Here is an 18,141-nt window from a genome sequence, read left to right on the forward strand (position 1 = left end):
ATCAGAAACCACAAAGTTGGTACCCCTGTGGTTTTCTGAAAATCTATTCCATTTATTACAGATAATGCAGTTATTAAATATCGGTTTTGGCAACACAGTGATGGTGAACCGGATTATAGCCGTAATCAATACGGGATCGTCACCCGCTCGTAAACTTAAGGATGTTGCCAGGAAAACAGGAAAATTGATAGATGTAACTGAAGGAAGACGGACCCGTTCCATTCTTGTGATGGATTCCAATCACGTGGTTCTCTCTTCTGTTCAGCCTGACACGATAAATCAGAGGATGCAGGCCCTCCAACCGGGATACCATCTGGGTGAGTATTTCGCAAAGGAGAGCGGGCATGAGGGAGATCAATCATGAATAAGGGGAGGTTGTTTGTCGTGTCGGCGCCTTCAGGAGCGGGAAAGACAACAATTTTAAAAAAGGTGATGAAACGCATCCCACGTCTTGTTTTTTCCATTTCACACACGACGCGCAAGCCCAGGCCAGGGGAAGTGAATGGCAGGGATTATTATTTTACGTCTCGGTCCCGGTTTCTTGAAATGGTGGAGCAGGACTGTTTCCTTGAATATGCAGAAGTGCACGGCAATCTTTACGGAACCAGCCGGGAAGGTATTGAAGAACAGTTGGAAAAGGGCATCGATGTGATTCTGGATATCGATGTTCAGGGGGCGGCAATACTGAGAAAATCTGGATCCGTGAGTGGTGCCCATGTGTTCATTGCTCCACCGGGACTTGCTGAACTTGAAAGAAGATTGCGCTCAAGAGGAACAGAAAGCGGGGAACAGCTCCTGGTGAGGCTTGCCAATGCAGAAAAAGAGATGCGGGCCGCAGGTGAATATGACTATCTGATTGTAAATGATCAACTGGATGAAGCCGTCGACCTGCTCTGTTCCATTATTGTAGCTGAACGGGCACGGTTCTTCCGGCTCCCTTCCGGGGAAGTGGCGGAAGGACTATTGGAGTGACGGTGGAAATGTCAGGACGAACGAAAAAAAACGGGCGGGAAAAAAGAATCCGGTTCAGTGACGACCTGCTCTGGGGTGTTCATCCGGTCTTTGAGGCCCTGCAGGAGATCAAAGGAAATTTTTCCGAGATTGTCATTCAGAAAGACAGACAGGGCACCAGGGTCGAAGAAATTATCGCCATGGCCAGGACGCGTCAAATCAAGCTCACCTTTGTATCTTCGATTCGTCTTACCGGTGATGGTGCTTCCCGCGTTCGTCACCAGGGGATTGTTGCCCGGATAAGTGAAACAGAGCTGCTTTCCCTTGAAGAGTTTCTGCAAAATCATCCAGCAAAACGGGAAGATGGTGCCAATGCCAGGTTAATGGTATGTGATTCCCTGCAGGATCCTCATAATCTCGGGGCCATTATCCGCTCGGCCCTTGCATCGGGAGCAGAAGGGGTGATTATCACCAGGGATCGTTCCGTATCCCCTGGCGGAACAGTGGCAAAAAGTTCAGCAGGGGCTCTTTCTCATATCGATATCTGCCAGGTCACTAATCTCGTTTCTGCACTAAAAATTCTGAAAAAGGCCGGGTACTGGGTGTTTGGGGCTGTAAAGGACGATGATGCCTCCTCCCTCTATGAAACTGATCTTGCGGTTCCCGCCTGTTTCATCGTGGGTAGTGAAGGACGGGGGATCCGTCCTCTTGTCAGAAAAGAATGTGATATGTTGCTTTCCATTCCCATGGAGGGACGGCTGGATTCTTTGAACAGTTCTGTGGCTGCTGCTGTTATTCTCTTTGAGGCCATGAGGCAGAACAGGAAGAAGTGAGGCAGTTGCTTGCAGGACCCCAGCTTTATACGGTCTCTTTTGTCCGCACAGGCAGGATTCAGGTTATATATTTCCGGCACTATTGAAGGTTGTAGTTTTTCATTTTCTCCCATAGGTTTTTTCTGCTTATCCCGAGAAGTTTTGCTGTTTTAGTGCGATTTCCACCACTCTTCTTTAATGCCCGCAGAAGACAGTTTTTTTCAGTAACAGCTATGTTTTTTGCCAGATTATAGCCCACGTCTTCCGATTCTTTCTGAAGACCGGCAATGTCTGTGGGCAGATCGGCGGGGGTGATTTCCGGCCCCTGGCACAACACTGATGCCCGCTCCATCAGGTTTCTTAACTCCCGGGCATTTCCGGGAAAATCATAGTTTTTCAGGCATTCGATAGCTTCCCTGGTGATTGTAACTGATCTTCCGTGCATGGAGTTGAATTCTTTTAAAAAGACATTGCAGAGCAGTTCGATGTCTTCCTTATGCTCCCGCAGGGGAGGCATTTTCAACGGAATGACCTGGAGCCTGTAAAGAAGATCCTGCCGGAATCTGCCGGCTTCCACCTCCTTCTGCAGATCTTTGGAGGTGCAGGCGAGAATACGGACATCCACACTGATGTTTTTGCTGCCGCCGACCCGTTCAAAACGGCTTTCCTGAAGGACTCTCAGCAGTTTGGCCTGGAGAGGGCCGGGCAGGTCTCCAAGTTCATCCAGAAGCAGGGTACCCTTGTTGGCCAGTTCAAATTTTCCTTTGCGTTTCTGGTCGGCTCCTGTAAATGCGCCTCTTTCGTGACCGAAAAGTTCGGATTCCATGAGTCCGTCAGGGATGGCGGCACAGTTTATGGAGACAAAGGGTTGGTTGCTGCGGTTACTGGCCATGTGGATGGCTCTGGCTGCCAGTTCTTTGCCGGTGCCGGATTCCCCGGTGACAAGAATTGTTGCCTTGGTAGGTGCCGCCTGCCTGATGAGTTCGTAGACCTGCCGCATGGCGGGGGAATCCCCGAAAAGTCTGGTGCCGGATTCTCTCTGTTTACAGCTTTCCTCCAGTGCTTCACATTTAGTTCTGACGGCCTGGGCGTCGAGCAGCCTGTTAACACGGATGATAAGATCATCCATGTCAAAGGGCTTGAGGATATAGTCCGCTGCACCTTTTCTCAGGCAGTCAATGGCATTGTCAACGGAACCGTAGGCGGTCATCATGATGATATCCGTTTCCGGGCTGTTTGCATGGACATGGCCGAGAAGGGAGAGTCCATCCAGTCCGGGCATGCGGATATCTGAGATAATCAGGTTATAATGATGACGTTCGCTGAGGTTGAGGGCCTTGAGGCCGTCATCCACTTCATCCACCTGCCAGTTGCATTGTTTTAACCTGTCGGAAACGGAGATCCTCATGATCTCGTCATCCTCAGCTAATAGAATCTTGGGCATTATTTACTCTGGTTTTTTCTGGGTTTTGGTCTGTGTGTTCCGGGTATTTACAGGCAGGGATATGATAAAGACCGTACCTTCATTCTCTCTGCTCTTTACGGTAATCTCCCCTTCCATTCGCTGTACAAGTGAAAATGTTACGGCAAGCCCGAGCCCGGTTCCTTCGCCCACATCCTTGGTTGTGAAAAACGGATCAAAAATATGGGGCAGGTCCTTTTCGGCAATGCCGATGCCGGAATCACCGAAGAGAAAGATAAGATTGTTTTTTTCCCGCCTGCATTCGATAAGCAGCCGGCCACCCTCCGGCATGGCCTGAATAGCATTGAGACCAATATTAATAATGATCTGCTTGAGTGCTTCCGCGTCAAGCATATGAGTCTTTGTCACCAGAACACGTATGTCAAAATCGATATTTTTGTGTTTAAAGGACAGCAGTTCCGTACACTGCCTGATTAAGGTCTGCAGGTCCACCTCCCGCAGGGTGAGGGGCTCGGTCCTGCCGAAGTTCAGGAGCTGGCGCATGGTCTGTTCGATCTGCCTGAGTCCCTTGTCGATTAACGGAAGGTAGCGTTGAATCATCTCCCCGTCATCGGGGTTTTCCCGCATTGATTTTACACAGTTCAACATGCCACCCAGCGGATTGTTGACCTCATGGGCGATTCCGGCTGTGAGAATACCGAGGGAAGCCATTTTCTCGTTGAGGTGGGCCTGATTTCTGGCCTGAATCAGTTCATTCTGTGATTTTTTCAACCGGTTGCAGAAATGGACAAAATTATCATTGACACTGTCCAGTTCATCCCTGAAGACCGAAGGGAGCAGGTGCTGTTCAGGCAGATTCTCGGGAAAGGCATCCATTGCCTGGGACAGTCGGCTTATCCGGTGTACGATGAGAGATTCGAACATGAGAAAAAGGGCGATGGTGACAAGAAAAATAGAAACAACCCCAATGAAAATAAGAGAGTGGGTATTGCGTCTGATGAGGTCGTCGGCCCAGTTGATGGGGATGGTGATGGAGAGGCCACCCCTGATGTCCCCGTAGCTGTAACCGTGACTGGCATGGCAGTGGAGACAGGATTCAGTGACCCGGAGGGGAGCAATAAAACGGACGACTCTTCCCATGTCATTGTTTTCCACGGCAATGACTTCATTTACTCCTTTTTTGAATGATATCAGTGAACTTTTCTCAAATTCGTCCGGTTCGTTGCCGGGATTGATCGGGTTCAGGCTCGTTACACCAAAATATCCCAGGCCATCCCGTTTCGCATAGATCGAAAGCTCCCTTGTTATCATGGCCGGATTTCGCATATAATAGGTGTGTCCGGCACTGTCCCGCACCGTGGGGAGCTTAAGGTACGGATTTGGTTTTACCCCCCTTCTTTTTAAAATAAACAGGCCATTATGATCAGAAGCCCACTGCCTGGTCAGCAGTATCTGTTTATAAAGCATGCGCGCCTGCTGTTCAGCCTGGCGCAGAATCATCGATTCGTCAAAAACCGAAGTGCGATAGAGCATGAACAGGTAGGATGCCGAGATGATCGCCCCAATAAAAAAAATAAATTTTGTCCGTAAGGAAATATGGGTCGCTGTTTTCCAGTGCATGATTTTCGCCGGGACATTCTCCGGGTTAAACCTCAATCCTGCATGAGGTGAATTGTTGTGAATTCTTCTGATACTACATGATAATCGTTCGCAGGAAAACGAAAAAACTCATGCCTGACATTACCAATTGGTGTCGTGTTCGGGAAGAAATGTTACCGGAAGGTATCATTTTATATGGAAGTCACCAATAAGTTCCTGACAATACATGGAAAGAAAAAATGGAATGTTCCTTGCTAAAACATATTGAATAACAGTGTGAGATACGGGGTGAACAGGAGAACCCATAACTTGAAAAAGAGGTGACAATATGGAGCGAAGTCTGACGGGAGTTATGCACGGAGTTGTGTCAGCTGTTATGGTCGGTCTGCTGGCCGGATGGGGAACAGCTTTTGCCGGGGAGCGTCCGGTTGTCGAGGAATGTATGCGATGTCACGATGTCAGGACGTACGAATATGAATTGAGTTATTCCGTTCATGCAAAAGATAAAGATGGCAAAAAGATAAGCTGTGATCAGTGCCATACTCCTCATTTTAACCCTGTAACCAGCTACTATGCCCGGGATGAGTATTATAATAAAAAAATTTTTAAACCTGAAGATTTTGACAGAAAGGCGATGCAGAAAAACGTGCAGGAATCAGTTCCGGCAAAAAAATGCCTGGTATGTCACGAGGATCTGTCAAAGAATGCCCGGGGAAAGAAAATTTCCGAGATCGGCAGGCTCAGCCATGACGCGTTTCTCGGGAAAAACGGTTCCACCAGGAAAAACTGTGCGGGCTGTCACCGGAATATTGCCCACCTGCCGGAATTTGACAGGGATCTTCTCATTAATGCTGAATTTGCCAAAAAACTTGCTGATCATCCGATGGTCAAAGCTCAGAAGGAGGGGAACTGATGAACCGGATCAAAACAGTATTGCGGATTTCCTGCAACATGAAATTCTGGCCGGCAGTGGTCGGCCTTGTTTTCTGCATGGTCTTTCCGGCCCAGGGTAAAACCATCAAACATCTGGTGGCAACGGATAATGCCGCTGATTGTTATGAGTGTCATAAGTATGTCACCCCCAGGGTGGCACAGAACTGGCTGGAGAGCAAGCATGGGGTTCAGCTGATGAAATGTTTCGTCTGCCATGGTCAGCCTGACGGCAAAGGGTCCGTGCCTTTCAGGGTGGTTCCCGATCCGGGGGCGGTTTGCGTTAAATGTCATGACCCAGCCATGAAACGGATGGCAGGAAAATTCGGTACAAAGAAGAGCTGTTATGAGTGTCATCCGTTCCATCAGAATTCCCTGCACCATGATGCCTACAAAAAATCAGCAAGCAAAACGCAATAGTATTGATATCATTTAATGAGTGTCTGTCCAGAAATGAGGATTTTTGTTCGAGATCAAGGCGCACGGGAAATTTTACCGCAGGCATATATTTGATATCGGAGTCTTTACCTCCGAGGATAAAATTTTTCGGGCAACGCAGATATCGGGCAAAAAGACCAACTATGGACAGGCACTAATGAATGAAGGGTGAATATTTAACTCTTAAAGAGGAGTACGGTATGAAGTTATCCAGACGTGAAATGCTGAAGGCGGCAGCCGCGAGTTCCGCTATGATGGCCATCAGTGGGCCGTTTTCCATGGTTCGGGAAGCGGCAGCGGATGAACCGGATCAGTGGGTGAAGTCGGTCTGTCGGTTCTGCGGTACTGGTTGTGGGGTTATGGTTGGTATAAAAAACGGCAAATGTGTGACGGTCAAGGGAGATCCCAATAATCACAACCGTGGCTTTCTCTGTTTGAAAGGTGCCCTGATGCCGCCCATTGTTTATTCAAAGGAACGGGTTACCCGTCCCTATATCAGGAAAAACGGGAAACTTGAACCGGCGAGCTGGGACGAGGCCATGGGCCTGGTGGAGAAGAAGTTCAAGGAAGCACTGGCCGAAGGGGGCCCGACAGCCATAGGGTACTACGGTTCCGGTCAGGCCCTGACCGAAGAAACTTACCTTGCTTCAAAAATTTTCAAGGCGGGTCTGGGGTCGAACAATGTCGAAGGGAATCCACGCCTCTGCATGGCTTCGGCTGTCGGTGGTTATGTTACCACCTTCGGTAAAGATGAGCCCTGCGGGAGTTACAGTGATATTGACGCCGCTACCTGTATCATGATTATCGGCTCCAATATGTCCGAGTGTCATCCCGTTCTTTTTAAACGGGTTGCTTCCAGGAAACAGGCCGATCCCAATGTGAAAATTATTGTCATTGATCCCCGTAGAACCAATACTGCCAGGATTGCCGATGAACATGTTTCCTTCAAACCCGGCACGGATCTGGCGATACTGAACAGTATGGCATGGGTGATTATCAATGAGGAGCTGGACAGCCCGCGTTTTCACGGGAAATATGTCACCTTCATGACCAATGATAAGAAAAAGGTCGATTTTGATGCTTACGTGAAATTCCTCGAAGATTACACACCTGAAAAGGTCGAGAAAATATCCGGAGTTTCCGCAGCGCAGATCCGTAAAATCGCCAAAATGTTTGGTGAGTCATCGGCGACCACCTCCTTCTGGTGCATGGGGTTGAACCAGCGAATTCGCGGAGTCTGGGCCAACAACCTGGTTTCCAATCTTCATCTGCTCACCGGTCATATCGGCAAACCCGGAGCCACCCCCTTTTCACTTACCGGCCAGCCAAATGCCTGCGGTGGCGTAAGGGATACCGGGGGACTCTGTCACCTGCTGCCTGCCGGACGTCTCATCAAAAAAGAGGCCCATCGAAACGCCCTGGAAAAACAGTGGGGAATTCCGAAAGGAACTATCAATCCCAAGCCGGGGCTGCATACCATTGCTCTCTGGAATGCCTTTTCCGAGGCCAAGGTCAAAGCGATGTTTGTTCTCTGTACAAACCCGGCTCATTCCCTGCCCAATGTCAATATCTATACGGAAGGGATGAAGCGAAAAGATAATTTCATGGTCCTGAGTGAACCGTTTATGGATGCGGAGAGTGTCAAGTATTGTGATGTCCTTCTGCCTGCTGCATTCTGGTGTGAAAAGCGGGGTACGTACGGTTGTTCAGAAAGACGCTATTCCCTGCTGAAAAAATCCACTGAACCTCTGGGTGAATGTAAACCGGATTTTGAAATTTTAATGGATTTTGCCAGAAGAATGGGAGTCGACCCCAGGGTCATTCCCTATGAGAACGTGGATGATGTCTGGAATGAATGGAGAATGGTCAGTGCTGCAACACCTTATAATTTTTCAGGTATGACCAGGGAGAGAATGGAAAAGGCCTCCGGTATTCTCTGGCCCTGTCCCACGGAAGACCATCCCGGAACAAAGATTCGTTATGTTCGGGGGGAAGATCCGAATATCCCAAAAGATTATCCGAAAAAATATAATTTTTACGGTAAACCTGACGGCCGGGCGGTCATCTGGTTCAGACCTTACAAGGGTGCCGCGGAAGAGCCCAATGAAGAATATCCGATGGTACTCACCACCGGTCGGGTTATTGATCACTGGCATACCGGCACCATGACCATGAAGGTTCCGGAACTGAGGCGTTCTTTCCCAACGGCCTACGTGGAAGTCAATATTGATGACGCGAAGGCGAAAGGGATACAGAACGGAGATAATGTCCTTCTTGAAACAAAAAGGGATAAAATGGTATTTCGGGCAAAGGTCAGTGATGTCTGCAGACCTGGACTGATTTTTGTCCCCTGGTATGATGCAAATCTGATGATCAATAAATTAACTTTGAACGCCATAGACAAGGGTTCCAAACAGCCGGAATTCAAGATCTGTGCGGTCAGAATCAGTAAGGCCTGATCATGGCAATTACAGGACTGCTGGTGCATGCATTAAAAGAGGATGTGGAGGCTGTGGAAAGGGCGGTTGCTGCCATGCCCGAGATGACGAGTTACGGTATCCATCAGGAACAGTATGTGGTTGTGGTGGCGGAAGCCCCGTCTGATACAGTTGAAAAGGTAGTGGAACAGCTGGATACAATTGAAGGTGTTCTTGCCGTTTACACAACATATCTGACTGTTGAGGATGAAATTGACAAGGATGGGAACCTGAAAACAAATCTCAGTCTGAAAGAACTCTGCAAACATTCTCCGCAGAAAAAATAACCTGAACCCTTTTGACTGATAGAGCCGCCCGGTCTGAAGCCGGACGGCTCTTCCGCTGTTTTATTTTGAGTATATGCCCACAATGTGGTAGGGTGATGATGGAATAATGATGAATGGAGCAGGGTTGTGCTGAAGAAAAAGAGAAGATTTTTGCGACCGCCAGGGGCGCGGACTGAAAAGGAATTTCTCTCCCGCTGTCTGCAGTGCGGACAGTGTGCCCAGGTCTGTATTTTTGACTGTATTGTCATGCGTACAGGTTTTAATCCGTTTGTTGCCGGCACACCAGAGATAAACCCGAGAGTTGCCGCCTGCCACCTCTGCATGCGCTGCAGCGCCATCTGTCCATCTGATGCACTCCATGATATTCCCATTGAGGAGGTGCGCATGGGGTTTGCGGTCATTGATCGCGAAAAATGTTTCCAGTGGGCGGGAACTCTGCTCTGCAGAAGCTGTTATGAGCGCTGCCCTGTGAAATGGGTGGCCATGAAGCTGGAACGTGGAGAATATCCTGTTATTACTGAAAAATGTGCAGGGTGCGGACTCTGTGAGCATGTCTGCCCTGCCCATGCCATCACCATAACACCCACCCGGTTTGTTGAAGAGGGAGATGAGAAAAAAGATGATGGAGGTAAAGGATGAAAAAGCCGTCCATCAAGATGACCAGGCGTCTATGCCAGCTTTTTATTATTGTGCTTTTTATTGCTATTCCCATCCTCAATAAAAACCGTTACAGCCTGTTTTACGGCAATCTGCTTTCTTTTCATTTCTGGATCATTCCCCTTGCCGATCCCCTGGCAGTCCTGCAGCTGACAATAAAAAATCTCTCCATTACTCTGGACAGTCTAATTGGTGCATTGCTTGTCCTTTCCGTTGCATTTTTCCTGGGGACAGTCTTCTGCTCATGGATCTGTCCCTATGGTTTTTTTTCGGAACTTGCGGTGATTTCAGGAAAAAAAATATTTGGCAGAAAAAACATCGGTGGTGTCAGGGGCAGGTCCGGGTTCCGCTGTAAACTGATTATTTTTGTAGTCGGTATTGTGTTCTTTCTTGTTTTTTCGACGACACCGGTTCTGAACCAGCTTTCTCTGCCGGCCTGGTATACACGTTTTTTTCAGTACCTCTTCGGGCAGGGCTATGTTTCTCTTTCAATCCTTGTGCTCCTTGCACTCCTGGTGATGGAATTTTTTACTCGTCAGAGATTTTGGTGTCGTTACATCTGTCCGCAGTCTGTACTTTTGTCATTCGCAAAGCGGTTGAACAGGAAACGGTTGAGGGTTGTCTTTGATCAACAGAGATGCAGGTGTAAAGGTTCCAGTGATCCCTGCGCCATGGCCTGTACTTTGTCTCTGAAACCGAAAATGGCAGGGGATGTGAGCGAAATTGAGTGCACCAACTGCGGAGATTGTGTTGTAACCTGTTCAAATATCGGTCAGGCATTAACATTTGTCAGGGGACCTGAGCGTGGAGAGGGGGATGAAAATAAGCAGGGAGGAAAATCATGAACCTGGTACGATTGTTCATTCCGGTATTGATCGTTCTTATGGCGGGATGTTCCGGTGATAATCCGAAAACTGCCAATCCGCTGTTAAGAGATAAAAAAATCGGCTGGCAGGGGGGGAACGGGTTATATTATGAGTTCACTGCGAGCGGAAGACTCCTGGGATGCGGGGGTGACTTCCCTGAGGATTGCTGTGTTGCGGGGCAGTGGGAAAGCCTTGGTGATAACGGTAGCTTCAGGTATTTTGAACCTGATGACGGACGGGAAAACCGTGTGGATGTCACCGTGACCGGTACCCTTGCGTCCGGCGCTCTCCTTTCATTTGACTCGGCAGGGAAAAATGATGGGGCAACGGAGAAAACCAGAGTTCAGGGCAGGGTGACCGTGTATGAAGATATTGCAGCATCACATGAAAAGAAGGCGCTTTCAAACAGGGCCTCTGTTACCCTGACACGGTATAGGGACAATGTTTTTGTTCTGGAACTGATGGTGGAGGATCCTGAAGGGGAAATCAAAAAAATATACTCCGATGGAGACGAAATAACCACGGAAGTGATGGTCACCAACGGTAAGAGATGGACTAACAATCCGCCAATTATTCTATCAGGCGAATGGAACAGGAAAAAGCCGATCCGTACTGAAATGACACTTGTTTACCACGACGGCAGAAAGGAATACGGAGTTTTTCTCACGGACAGGGCGAGTGATAAAAGTGAAATGGAGTTTGAAGATGACTGGTTCTGAGAATTTCGACATTTTTCCCCCTTTCCAAGTATCCCGTCAACACTGCTCTGACGTATCTTGCTTGTCCTTTTTCGCGCCATCCCGCCTGTGGCTTATGTTACATAGCTCTACTATGCGATCAAAGCCACAGACAGAATGGCACAAAAAATTACAGCGCAATATTACGTCATTTCATCGTTGACGTGACACTAAAAAAATTTTCTTTCTGGATTTTTGATACGTTTTTTTGATAGAATTCATTCAATTCTGAGCCACTGTTGACAGAAGGGAAATCAGTGGCTCTTTGTTACCGCCAGGTAGCTGGTATTTTTCTTTTTGTTACCGGATGGTAACTGTCTGAGCCTTCTGTTCTCTGCAGTCACTCTGTATACACGATATGTAAAATGGAATTGATTTTGCAAAAGTCAGGTATCTTATCTTTTAATTTTTGTTTTTTAACGGCAAGGATAATTTGTACCCAAATCCTGCAAGGCAAGTTCGGGGTCTGTGCCTACCTGTCCAGAAAGTGATGTTCAGCGGGCTTGTGTATCCGCATACGTTTTCTGAAGTGCCGGATTCAGGGTTAAACATTTTCAAGGAGGTCTTACGTGCAATCGGAGTCGAGATCGAAGTACTACTCCCATCTGGTCAGGCTGATTATTGCCCTGATTGTTGTCGGAGTTGCCGGATTTTTTGCCAGGAAGGTGTTCTCACCGGCCACAATGGGCCAATATGGTCATTATCGTGGTGCCGACATTGAGGATCAGAAAAACGTACCCGTTCGGCTCCAGACCAATGAGTCGTGTTTTCAATGTCATAAGCCCATCAGGCGGATTCACAGGAAAGGTGTGCATAAGACGGTTTCCTGTGAGATCTGTCACGGACCATACGCGGATCATGTAAAAAACGGCCAGAAGACAGGTACTTTGCCGGTGAAAAGGGGCAAAGAAATAACTCATCTCTGCCTGCGGTGTCATAATAAAATAATCCAGGCACGTCCCAGGAAGTCAATCAAAATGGTGGGAATGCCACAGCATCTTGAAGAAAAAAAGGTTCGGATTGAACATACATGTGATCAGTGCCACATGGTGCATGATCCTCTTCTTTGGATCAATCAGGCCAAGGAAATGATTGGTATAAAGGAGGAAATGTAACGATGATTGATATTAAAAAAGAGATTGAACAGGATCGCCGTGCATTTATCAAAAAGGTGCTGGGGGGGACCATTGCCGGTTCCCTGCTCCTGGTAATCCCCGCAAACAGTGTGGAAATCGCGGAACAGATTCCCGGCATGAGGGCAGAGGATTCCGTGTTCACCAAGAAACAGTTTGCCTTTGTTGTGGATATTACCGCCTGTATCGGTTGTGGTTCCTGTTGTGTTGCAGACAAGGCGGAATATAATGTTCCCGATGGCAATTATCGAACATGGGTGGAGCGGTATATCATAGACGACAACGATGATGTTTATGTTGACTCACCCAACGGAGGGCTGGATGGGTATACCAAACCCCGGGAAGGATTACCCCATCCGACAAGGGATACATTTTTTGTTCCCAAGCTTTGCAACATGTGTAAAAAACCCTCCTGTGTCCAGGTTTGCCCTGTCGGGGCCACCTACCAGACTAAGGACGGTTTTGTGTTGATTGATAAAACCCGCTGCGTCGGTTGTTCTTATTGCATACAGGCCTGCCCCTATTCCGTTCGCTTTATAAATCCGAAAACCCGGACTGCTGAAAAATGCACCTGGTGCTACCACCGGGTCCGCAAGGGGCTTCTGCCTGCCTGTGTTGAGGTCTGTCCGGTCCACGCCAGGAAATTCGGTGACCTGTCCGATAAAAATTCAGAAGTCTGGAAGATTCTCCATGAACCCCATGTTATTTCGGTATTGAAACCGGCCATGGGCAACGAACCGGCCCTTCATTATGTAGGGTTAAGAAGGGAGGTGGTCTAATGAGCGGAATAGCAGCCCACGGCGGCACGGTTGCCGCTTTATCCAACTATGTGTTTCCCAATGACTGGCATGTTCACTGGAGCCTTATGATTGTGCTCTATCCCTATATCACAGGTATTGTTGCAGGTGCTTTTATCGTCTCATCCCTCTACCATGTATTCGGCATAAAGCAGTTGAAACCCATTTCCAGGTTTTCCCTGGTTTTTGCTCTGGCTTTTCTTGCCTGTGCCACCTGGCCTCTTCTGCTTCACCTGGGCCACCCTGAAAGAAGTTTTTCCATGCTGCTGACACCGAATCCCACTTCTGCCATGGCCGGATTCGGCTATATTTATTCAGCATATTTCATCCTTCTGGTCCATGAGATATTGTTCATTTATCGGCTGACAACAGTGGTTCTCTGGAAGCAATCGACAGGTTTGAAGGCAAAAATGTATGCCATGCTGGCCTTTTTTAATGACAATATTTCAGAGGAAGCCATGCGGCTGGATCATAAAATCATCTCTTTTCTTGCTGCTGTCGGTATCCCCATGGCCTGCGTTCTCCATGGTTATGTCGGGTTTATTTTCGGTGGAATCAAGGCAAACCCGCTCTGGGCCACCCCTCTGATGCCGGTGATTTTTCTTCTTTCCGCCTGTGTTTCCGGTATTGCCGGAATTGTATTTGCCTATATCCTGATCAAGAAGGTCACCGGCGGGGAAGTGGATGTGAACTGCATCCGCACATCATTGAAATTTCTCTGGGGCTTTTTTATCCTCGATTTTGTCTTTGAAATGCTGGAAGTTTTCACCCATTTCTACATGAGTACCCATCATTGGCATGTGCTGGAAAATCTACTGTGGGGACCTCTGTACAATACTTACTGGCTCTACCAGGTAAAAATCTTTTCAGTGATTCCGTTTATTCTTCTGGGTGTTCTCTGTCTCGTTAAGTTAAAGGACAGGGTGATTCTCTTTTTTGCCCCGATAGTTTCCTTCATGATCCTTGTTCAGGTTCTGCTGATGCGCTGGAATGTCGTTATCGGAGGCCAGCTGATGTCCAAAAGCACCAGGGGGCAGGTTACTTTTGTGCCGGAATGGCTTGGCCGGGAAGGTATCCTGGTGGCTATCTGCATAATGATTGCCCCCATTGTAATTCTCTTTATTCTCAGCAGAATTTTTCCACTCTGGGTGGAAAAGGAAGTTGTGGAATAAGAAAAGAAAGTGACTGTTCACAGGAGAGTTTCAGTTTTTGTGTTGATGTTGTCGATTCCGGCAAAAGAAAAATGATCAAAATTCAGCAAGGGAGGTGGATGACAAGGGAGAGAAATCTGGCCAAACCGTTTCCAGCGGTTATGTAAGGGATTTAAAAAAAATTCTATTTCGGAGGAAAACAGTATGCAACATTGGAAAAAAATGCTTTTGCTGGTGCTTGCAGGGATCTTTATTTCGATTCCCGCTTTCGCCACAACAAAGGCATCAATGGATGCGAATAATGAAAAGAATAAAGCGTTGAATGTGAAATGTGTTAACTGCCACCTGAAGGAAAACAAATCCATGGTCAAGCAGTGGCAGCATTCTCCCCATGCAGCGGCAAACGTGGCCTGTTATAACTGCCATGCGGCCCAGAAGGATGATATACTGGCCTATGAGCATGAGGGTGCAATTATCAAGACAGTTCAGTCTCCAAGAGATTGCGGTCTCTGTCACGCCCGGGAAGCAAAGGAAATGGAAAACTCCCATCATGCCTCTGCGGGACAGATCATGGCCTCTCTTGACAACGTGCTGGGGGAGGTTATCTGTTCACTCGAGGACAAGGCCGACGCGGTTAACGGCTGCTGGCAGTGTCATGGCTCCGTGCTCAAGGTACAGACCGACAAGGACGGTAAAACTCTGAAGAACGAGTTCCATGCCGTAATGCTTGATCCCATGACCTACCCGAACACCGGTATCGGCCGTATCAATCCCGATGGTTCCAAAGGCTCCTGCATGGCCTGTCACTCCAAACACTCCTTTCGCTCTGCCGTTGCCCGCCAGCCTGAAAACTGTGGCAAATGTCACCTTGGTCCGGATCATCCCCAGAAAGAGATCTACGAGGAATCCAAGCATGGTATCGCTTATTATTCGGCGGATCGCGGCCGCGGTATGAACGGTATGAATATCCAGAAAGCCGGCACCTGGGTGCTTGGTAAGGATTATTACACAGCCCCCACCTGCTCCACCTGTCATATGGGAGCATACGAAAAATCCAACGGTGCGGTTGTTCAAAATACCCATAATGTCGGTGACAGAATTTCCTGGACCCTGCGTCCCAAAGTCTCCGTCAAGCTGAACAGGGTTATTTTTGATGACGGTACTGTCGCTGATATCCCGGGTGAAATTGCCCCCCAGGCCGGCACGGAAAAAGAGTACAAGACTTTTGTTATCAAGGATGGTAACTGGAAGAAAGTTACTGCCATCAAGGAAATCGCAGAAGTTGTGTCCTGGGAAGAGCGTCGGGCAAATATGAAAGGTGTCTGTAAAAACTGTCATGGTATGCAGCAGATTGATAATTTTTACAAGCAGTTTGATGCTCTGGTGGTCACCTATAATGAAAAATTTGCCAAGCCCGCCAAGAAACTGTACGGTATGGCGAAAAAAGATGGTCTCATCAAAGGTTCCACCTTCCATACTGATCTCGGTTGGATCTGGTGGGAAATCTGGCATCATGAAGGTCGTCGTGCGCGTCACGGTGCCGCCATGCAGGGTCCGGATTACACTCACTGGCATGGTCTTTATGATGTGGCCGAAAAGTTTTATTTCAAGTTTATTCCGGAACTTATCCATCTGGCGGCCAAGCATGACATGACCGAGAAGTACAAGAAGGAAATTGATGCGATCCTCGCGCGTCCGGAGCATAAATGGTATAAGGAAGGCTTTAACGCCGATGTTATGAAAGCGATTGAGGCCGAACAGAAGGAACGTTATAAGCAGTAGGTCTTTAACCAGGAAAACACTTTTTCCAGTGTTTTCTCCAAATAATTCTAATTACCTTTCCGCTCCGACCATTATGGTCGGGGCGGTTTTTTTTAGGAGGTTTCATGGGATTGAAGGAAAAACAGCACAGGCGTATATTGCCATTGATTCTGTGTATCCTGTTTTTTGCTGTACAGGCAATGTCGAAAACAGTTGACAGTGCAGCTCTCGAAAAGCAGGTTGCTGCTTTGCAGCTTGGAGTAAATGGTTACTTTGTCGCTCATAAACTGAGTGAGGAGCAGAAGGCTCTGGCCGGCAGAAATATGGAAAAAAAATCTTATCCCGGAACGTTTACTTTTACAGACGGTGATATTCATGTCCTGGTGGATGGAAAAAGGGACATTATTCTCGCTATATATGAGAAAAAAGAAAAGGCAACCGGTCTGGAGTTAAAAAATATGGTGGCCGATCTGATGATGTCGTTCGGTGATCCCACCAGCGAGGCCCATGACCAGATCATTTACTGGGCCTACAGCAGAAACGGCAGGATTTCTGAAGATGATTATGTGAACTCAAAACAGGAGGGAACTGTAAAAGTTATCGCAACGGTCAAATTTAAATCCAGGCTGACATTCAGTGATGCGACAGATGAAAATGCGCAGGAGAATGATATTCACTGGATCATTTCCTCTCCCCGCCTGCTGGAGAAATTTTATAACCGGTAGTTTTTTTTAAAAGGAGTGGAGCCTTGAAGTCTGGAAAAGGGTGACAATTTATTGAGGATGTCTATAGTGCATTCCTGGACGGGTACTGCTTTTCTGTGCATGTTCCCTTTCACCTGCTGAACACCTTGGGCTCTTTATGAAAAACAATACCCTTGTCACTCTTCTTCTCTCCGTTTTTATTGCCCTGCTCGGTATGGGTATCATTGTGCCGGTTATGCCTGTATTCGCCTCCGAACTTGGGGCCGGCGGGCTTGGTCTCGGTATGATTATCGGCGTTTTTTCCATCAGCCGCGGGCTGCTTCAACCTGTGGTCGGCAGTCTGTCGGATCGCTGGGGTCGTAAACATTTTCTGGTGGCGGGGCTTCTTATCTATGGCCTGGTCGGTCTCCTGATTCCACAGGCGAGAAATATCTTTCATCTCATTGTTATCCGGGCCTTTCATGGTGTTGGCTCTGCCATGATTGTACCCATCGGTATGGCTTATATGAGCATGCTCTCTCCCGCGGGGCAGGAAGGGCGCTATATGAGCTATCTCAATATAGCTATTTTCTGTGGTATTGGCTGTGGCCCGATTATCGGCGGACTTTTTTCTGATCTGTTCGGATTTTTCTCTGTTTTCTATCTGATGGCGGGCATGAGTTTTCTTGCCTTTTTTCTGGTGATCGTCAATATGCCCCGCTACAGTCCAGGGGAAGGAAAGAAACCCGTGTCTCTGTTGAAAAGTGTTGCTGTCATGACTCGTTCAAGCCGCACCCTGGGGATTTTACTGGCCAGGTATGCAACCATGATCGTCATGGTGCCAACCATGGCTTTTCTTCCTCTTCTCATGTCTGAATGGCCGGCGCATACCGGGTTGCAGGTCGGTTTTGTCATTGCAGCCCGTACCCTGGTCAATGCACTGCTGCAGCTTCCTTTTGGTCGTCTGGCTGATAAATACAGTAAAATCGTTCTTCTTCTGATTGGAGTGTTCTGCATGATCCTGGCGATTTTATTTGTACCGTCTATAAAAAAATTTCACCTGATGGTTGGTTTATACATGCTGCTTGGATGCGGCGAAGCCATCGTCTGGCCGGTACTGGGTGCCTATGCCTCGGAGGAGGGTAAAAGGTTATATGGTCATGGAACAATGATGGGGGTTTTCAGTTTTGCCATGAGCGGCGGTGTTCTCACGGGTGCGGTACTGGCTGGAACGTCCATGGATGTCCTGGGGATTCACTGGGCGTTTTATGTGTGTGCGGCCGCGGTAATGATCCTGACCATACTGGCGGCCGGAATGATCTTCCGCGGCGGAGAAAAAGAATCGGCGGCCTCCGTTCAGAGGCAATAAAATCACAGAGTTGTTGCTTTTAGAGTGGTTACGGAATTATCCGTAATTGGTCGCTGGAGCATCAACTCAA

General features: G+C 48.0%; 18 protein-coding genes. 16 read left to right on the top strand and 2 right to left on the bottom strand.

Annotated features, from left to right (window positions below; genetic code table 11):
• Window positions 1-64 precede the first annotated feature (64 nt).
• From ACXLDX_RS04820 to rlmB, 3 genes are read left to right on the top strand one after another with little or no spacing between them, the layout of a single operon-like run.
• The gene (locus ACXLDX_RS04820; protein ID WP_457576088.1) at window positions 65-364 is read left to right on the top strand and encodes a DUF370 domain-containing protein; all 300 of its coding nucleotides are present in this window, start codon (window positions 65-67) and stop codon (window positions 362-364) included.
• Entirely contained in the window at window positions 361-972 is a 612-nt protein-coding gene (gmk, locus tag ACXLDX_RS04825; RefSeq protein ID WP_457576062.1) for a guanylate kinase, read from the top strand. The genes ACXLDX_RS04820 and gmk overlap by 4 nt, the downstream gene beginning before the upstream one ends.
• 8 nt (window positions 973-980) lie before the next feature.
• Complete coding sequence (gene rlmB, locus ACXLDX_RS04830; RefSeq protein WP_457576063.1) at window positions 981-1,784, top strand: 23S rRNA (guanosine(2251)-2'-O)-methyltransferase RlmB; 804 nt, start codon at window positions 981-983, stop codon at window positions 1,782-1,784.
• Between the two features lie 79 nt (window positions 1,785-1,863).
• Here rlmB and ACXLDX_RS04835 read toward each other — a convergent pair whose 3' ends face one another.
• Window positions 1,864-3,207: a sigma-54-dependent transcriptional regulator gene (locus ACXLDX_RS04835; protein ID WP_457576064.1), complete on the bottom strand. Its 1,344-nt coding sequence runs from the start codon at window positions 3,205-3,207 to the stop codon at window positions 1,864-1,866.
• Window positions 3,208-3,210: 3 nt separating this feature from the next.
• Complete coding sequence (locus ACXLDX_RS04840; RefSeq protein ID WP_457576065.1) at window positions 3,211-4,806, bottom strand: ATP-binding protein; 1,596 nt, start codon at window positions 4,804-4,806, stop codon at window positions 3,211-3,213.
• Window positions 4,807-5,113: 307 nt separating this feature from the next.
• Between ACXLDX_RS04840 and ACXLDX_RS04845 the strand changes: the two genes are divergently transcribed.
• From ACXLDX_RS04845 to ACXLDX_RS04905, 13 genes are all read left to right on the top strand, one after another.
• Window positions 5,114-5,698 (top strand): NapC/NirT family cytochrome c, encoded by a 585-nt coding sequence (locus tag ACXLDX_RS04845; protein WP_457576066.1) that lies wholly within the window; start codon window positions 5,114-5,116, stop codon window positions 5,696-5,698.
• Window positions 5,698-6,135, top strand: a complete 438-nt coding sequence (locus tag ACXLDX_RS04850) for a hypothetical protein (protein ID WP_457576067.1) — start codon at window positions 5,698-5,700, stop codon at window positions 6,133-6,135. The genes ACXLDX_RS04845 and ACXLDX_RS04850 overlap by 1 nt, the downstream gene beginning before the upstream one ends.
• A gap of 218 nt (window positions 6,136-6,353) precedes the next feature.
• Entirely contained in the window at window positions 6,354-8,612 is a 2,259-nt protein-coding gene (locus ACXLDX_RS04855) for a molybdopterin oxidoreductase family protein (protein ID WP_457576068.1), read from the top strand.
• A 2-nt stretch (window positions 8,613-8,614) separates the two neighbouring features.
• Window positions 8,615-8,917: a chaperone NapD gene (locus ACXLDX_RS04860; protein ID WP_457576069.1), complete on the top strand. Its 303-nt coding sequence runs from the start codon at window positions 8,615-8,617 to the stop codon at window positions 8,915-8,917.
• A 126-nt stretch (window positions 8,918-9,043) separates the two neighbouring features.
• Complete coding sequence (locus ACXLDX_RS04865) at window positions 9,044-9,556, top strand: 4Fe-4S dicluster domain-containing protein (RefSeq protein ID WP_457576070.1); 513 nt, start codon at window positions 9,044-9,046, stop codon at window positions 9,554-9,556.
• Window positions 9,553-10,419 (top strand): 4Fe-4S binding protein, encoded by an 867-nt coding sequence (locus ACXLDX_RS04870; RefSeq protein ID WP_457576071.1) that lies wholly within the window; start codon window positions 9,553-9,555, stop codon window positions 10,417-10,419. The genes ACXLDX_RS04865 and ACXLDX_RS04870 overlap by 4 nt, the downstream gene beginning before the upstream one ends.
• A complete protein-coding gene (locus ACXLDX_RS04875; protein ID WP_457576072.1) occupies window positions 10,416-11,159 on the top strand; it encodes a hypothetical protein in 744 nt (247 codons plus the stop codon). The genes ACXLDX_RS04870 and ACXLDX_RS04875 overlap by 4 nt, the downstream gene beginning before the upstream one ends.
• 587 nt (window positions 11,160-11,746) lie before the next feature.
• Window positions 11,747-12,292, top strand: a complete 546-nt coding sequence (locus ACXLDX_RS04880) for a hypothetical protein (protein ID WP_457576073.1) — start codon at window positions 11,747-11,749, stop codon at window positions 12,290-12,292.
• Window positions 12,293-12,294: 2 nt separating this feature from the next.
• Window positions 12,295-13,089, top strand: coding sequence for a 4Fe-4S dicluster domain-containing protein (locus ACXLDX_RS04885; RefSeq protein ID WP_228856073.1), 795 nt, complete (start codon window positions 12,295-12,297; stop codon window positions 13,087-13,089).
• Window positions 13,089-14,279, top strand: coding sequence for an NrfD/PsrC family molybdoenzyme membrane anchor subunit (nrfD, locus tag ACXLDX_RS04890; RefSeq protein ID WP_457576074.1), 1,191 nt, complete (start codon window positions 13,089-13,091; stop codon window positions 14,277-14,279). The genes ACXLDX_RS04885 and nrfD overlap by 1 nt, the downstream gene beginning before the upstream one ends.
• A 183-nt stretch (window positions 14,280-14,462) precedes the next feature.
• A complete protein-coding gene (locus ACXLDX_RS04895; protein ID WP_457576075.1) occupies window positions 14,463-16,040 on the top strand; it encodes a multiheme c-type cytochrome in 1,578 nt (525 codons plus the stop codon).
• 104 nt (window positions 16,041-16,144) lie between these two features.
• On the top strand, window positions 16,145-16,744 hold the full coding sequence (locus ACXLDX_RS04900) for a hypothetical protein (RefSeq protein ID WP_457576076.1): 600 nt from the start codon (window positions 16,145-16,147) through the stop codon (window positions 16,742-16,744).
• Window positions 16,745-16,880: 136 nt separating this feature from the next.
• On the top strand, window positions 16,881-18,071 hold the full coding sequence (locus ACXLDX_RS04905; protein ID WP_457576077.1) for an MFS transporter: 1,191 nt from the start codon (window positions 16,881-16,883) through the stop codon (window positions 18,069-18,071).
• The last annotated feature ends 70 nt before the right edge of the window (window positions 18,072-18,141 follow it).

The organism is Desulfomarina sp., from assembly GCF_054039375.1.

Coding starts and splice junctions, on each gene's coding strand:
- ACXLDX_RS04820 (WP_457576088.1), top strand. CDS start 65: ATGCAGTTATTAAATATCGGTTTTGGCAACACAGTGATGGTGAACCGG.
- gmk (WP_457576062.1), top strand. CDS start 361: ATGAATAAGGGGAGGTTGTTTGTCGTGTCGGCGCCTTCAGGAGCGGGA.
- rlmB (WP_457576063.1), top strand. CDS start 981: ATGTCAGGACGAACGAAAAAAAACGGGCGGGAAAAAAGAATCCGGTTC.
- ACXLDX_RS04835 (WP_457576064.1), bottom strand. CDS start 3,207: ATGCCCAAGATTCTATTAGCTGAGGATGACGAGATCATGAGGATCTCC.
- ACXLDX_RS04840 (WP_457576065.1), bottom strand. CDS start 4,806: ATGCACTGGAAAACAGCGACCCATATTTCCTTACGGACAAAATTTATT.
- ACXLDX_RS04845 (WP_457576066.1), top strand. CDS start 5,114: ATGGAGCGAAGTCTGACGGGAGTTATGCACGGAGTTGTGTCAGCTGTT.
- ACXLDX_RS04850 (WP_457576067.1), top strand. CDS start 5,698: ATGAACCGGATCAAAACAGTATTGCGGATTTCCTGCAACATGAAATTC.
- ACXLDX_RS04855 (WP_457576068.1), top strand. CDS start 6,354: ATGAAGTTATCCAGACGTGAAATGCTGAAGGCGGCAGCCGCGAGTTCC.
- ACXLDX_RS04860 (WP_457576069.1), top strand. CDS start 8,615: ATGGCAATTACAGGACTGCTGGTGCATGCATTAAAAGAGGATGTGGAG.
- ACXLDX_RS04870 (WP_457576071.1), top strand. CDS start 9,553: ATGAAAAAGCCGTCCATCAAGATGACCAGGCGTCTATGCCAGCTTTTT.
- ACXLDX_RS04875 (WP_457576072.1), top strand. CDS start 10,416: ATGAACCTGGTACGATTGTTCATTCCGGTATTGATCGTTCTTATGGCG.
- ACXLDX_RS04885 (WP_228856073.1), top strand. CDS start 12,295: ATGATTGATATTAAAAAAGAGATTGAACAGGATCGCCGTGCATTTATC.
- nrfD (WP_457576074.1), top strand. CDS start 13,089: ATGAGCGGAATAGCAGCCCACGGCGGCACGGTTGCCGCTTTATCCAAC.
- ACXLDX_RS04895 (WP_457576075.1), top strand. CDS start 14,463: ATGCAACATTGGAAAAAAATGCTTTTGCTGGTGCTTGCAGGGATCTTT.
- ACXLDX_RS04900 (WP_457576076.1), top strand. CDS start 16,145: ATGGGATTGAAGGAAAAACAGCACAGGCGTATATTGCCATTGATTCTG.
- ACXLDX_RS04905 (WP_457576077.1), top strand. CDS start 16,881: ATGAAAAACAATACCCTTGTCACTCTTCTTCTCTCCGTTTTTATTGCC.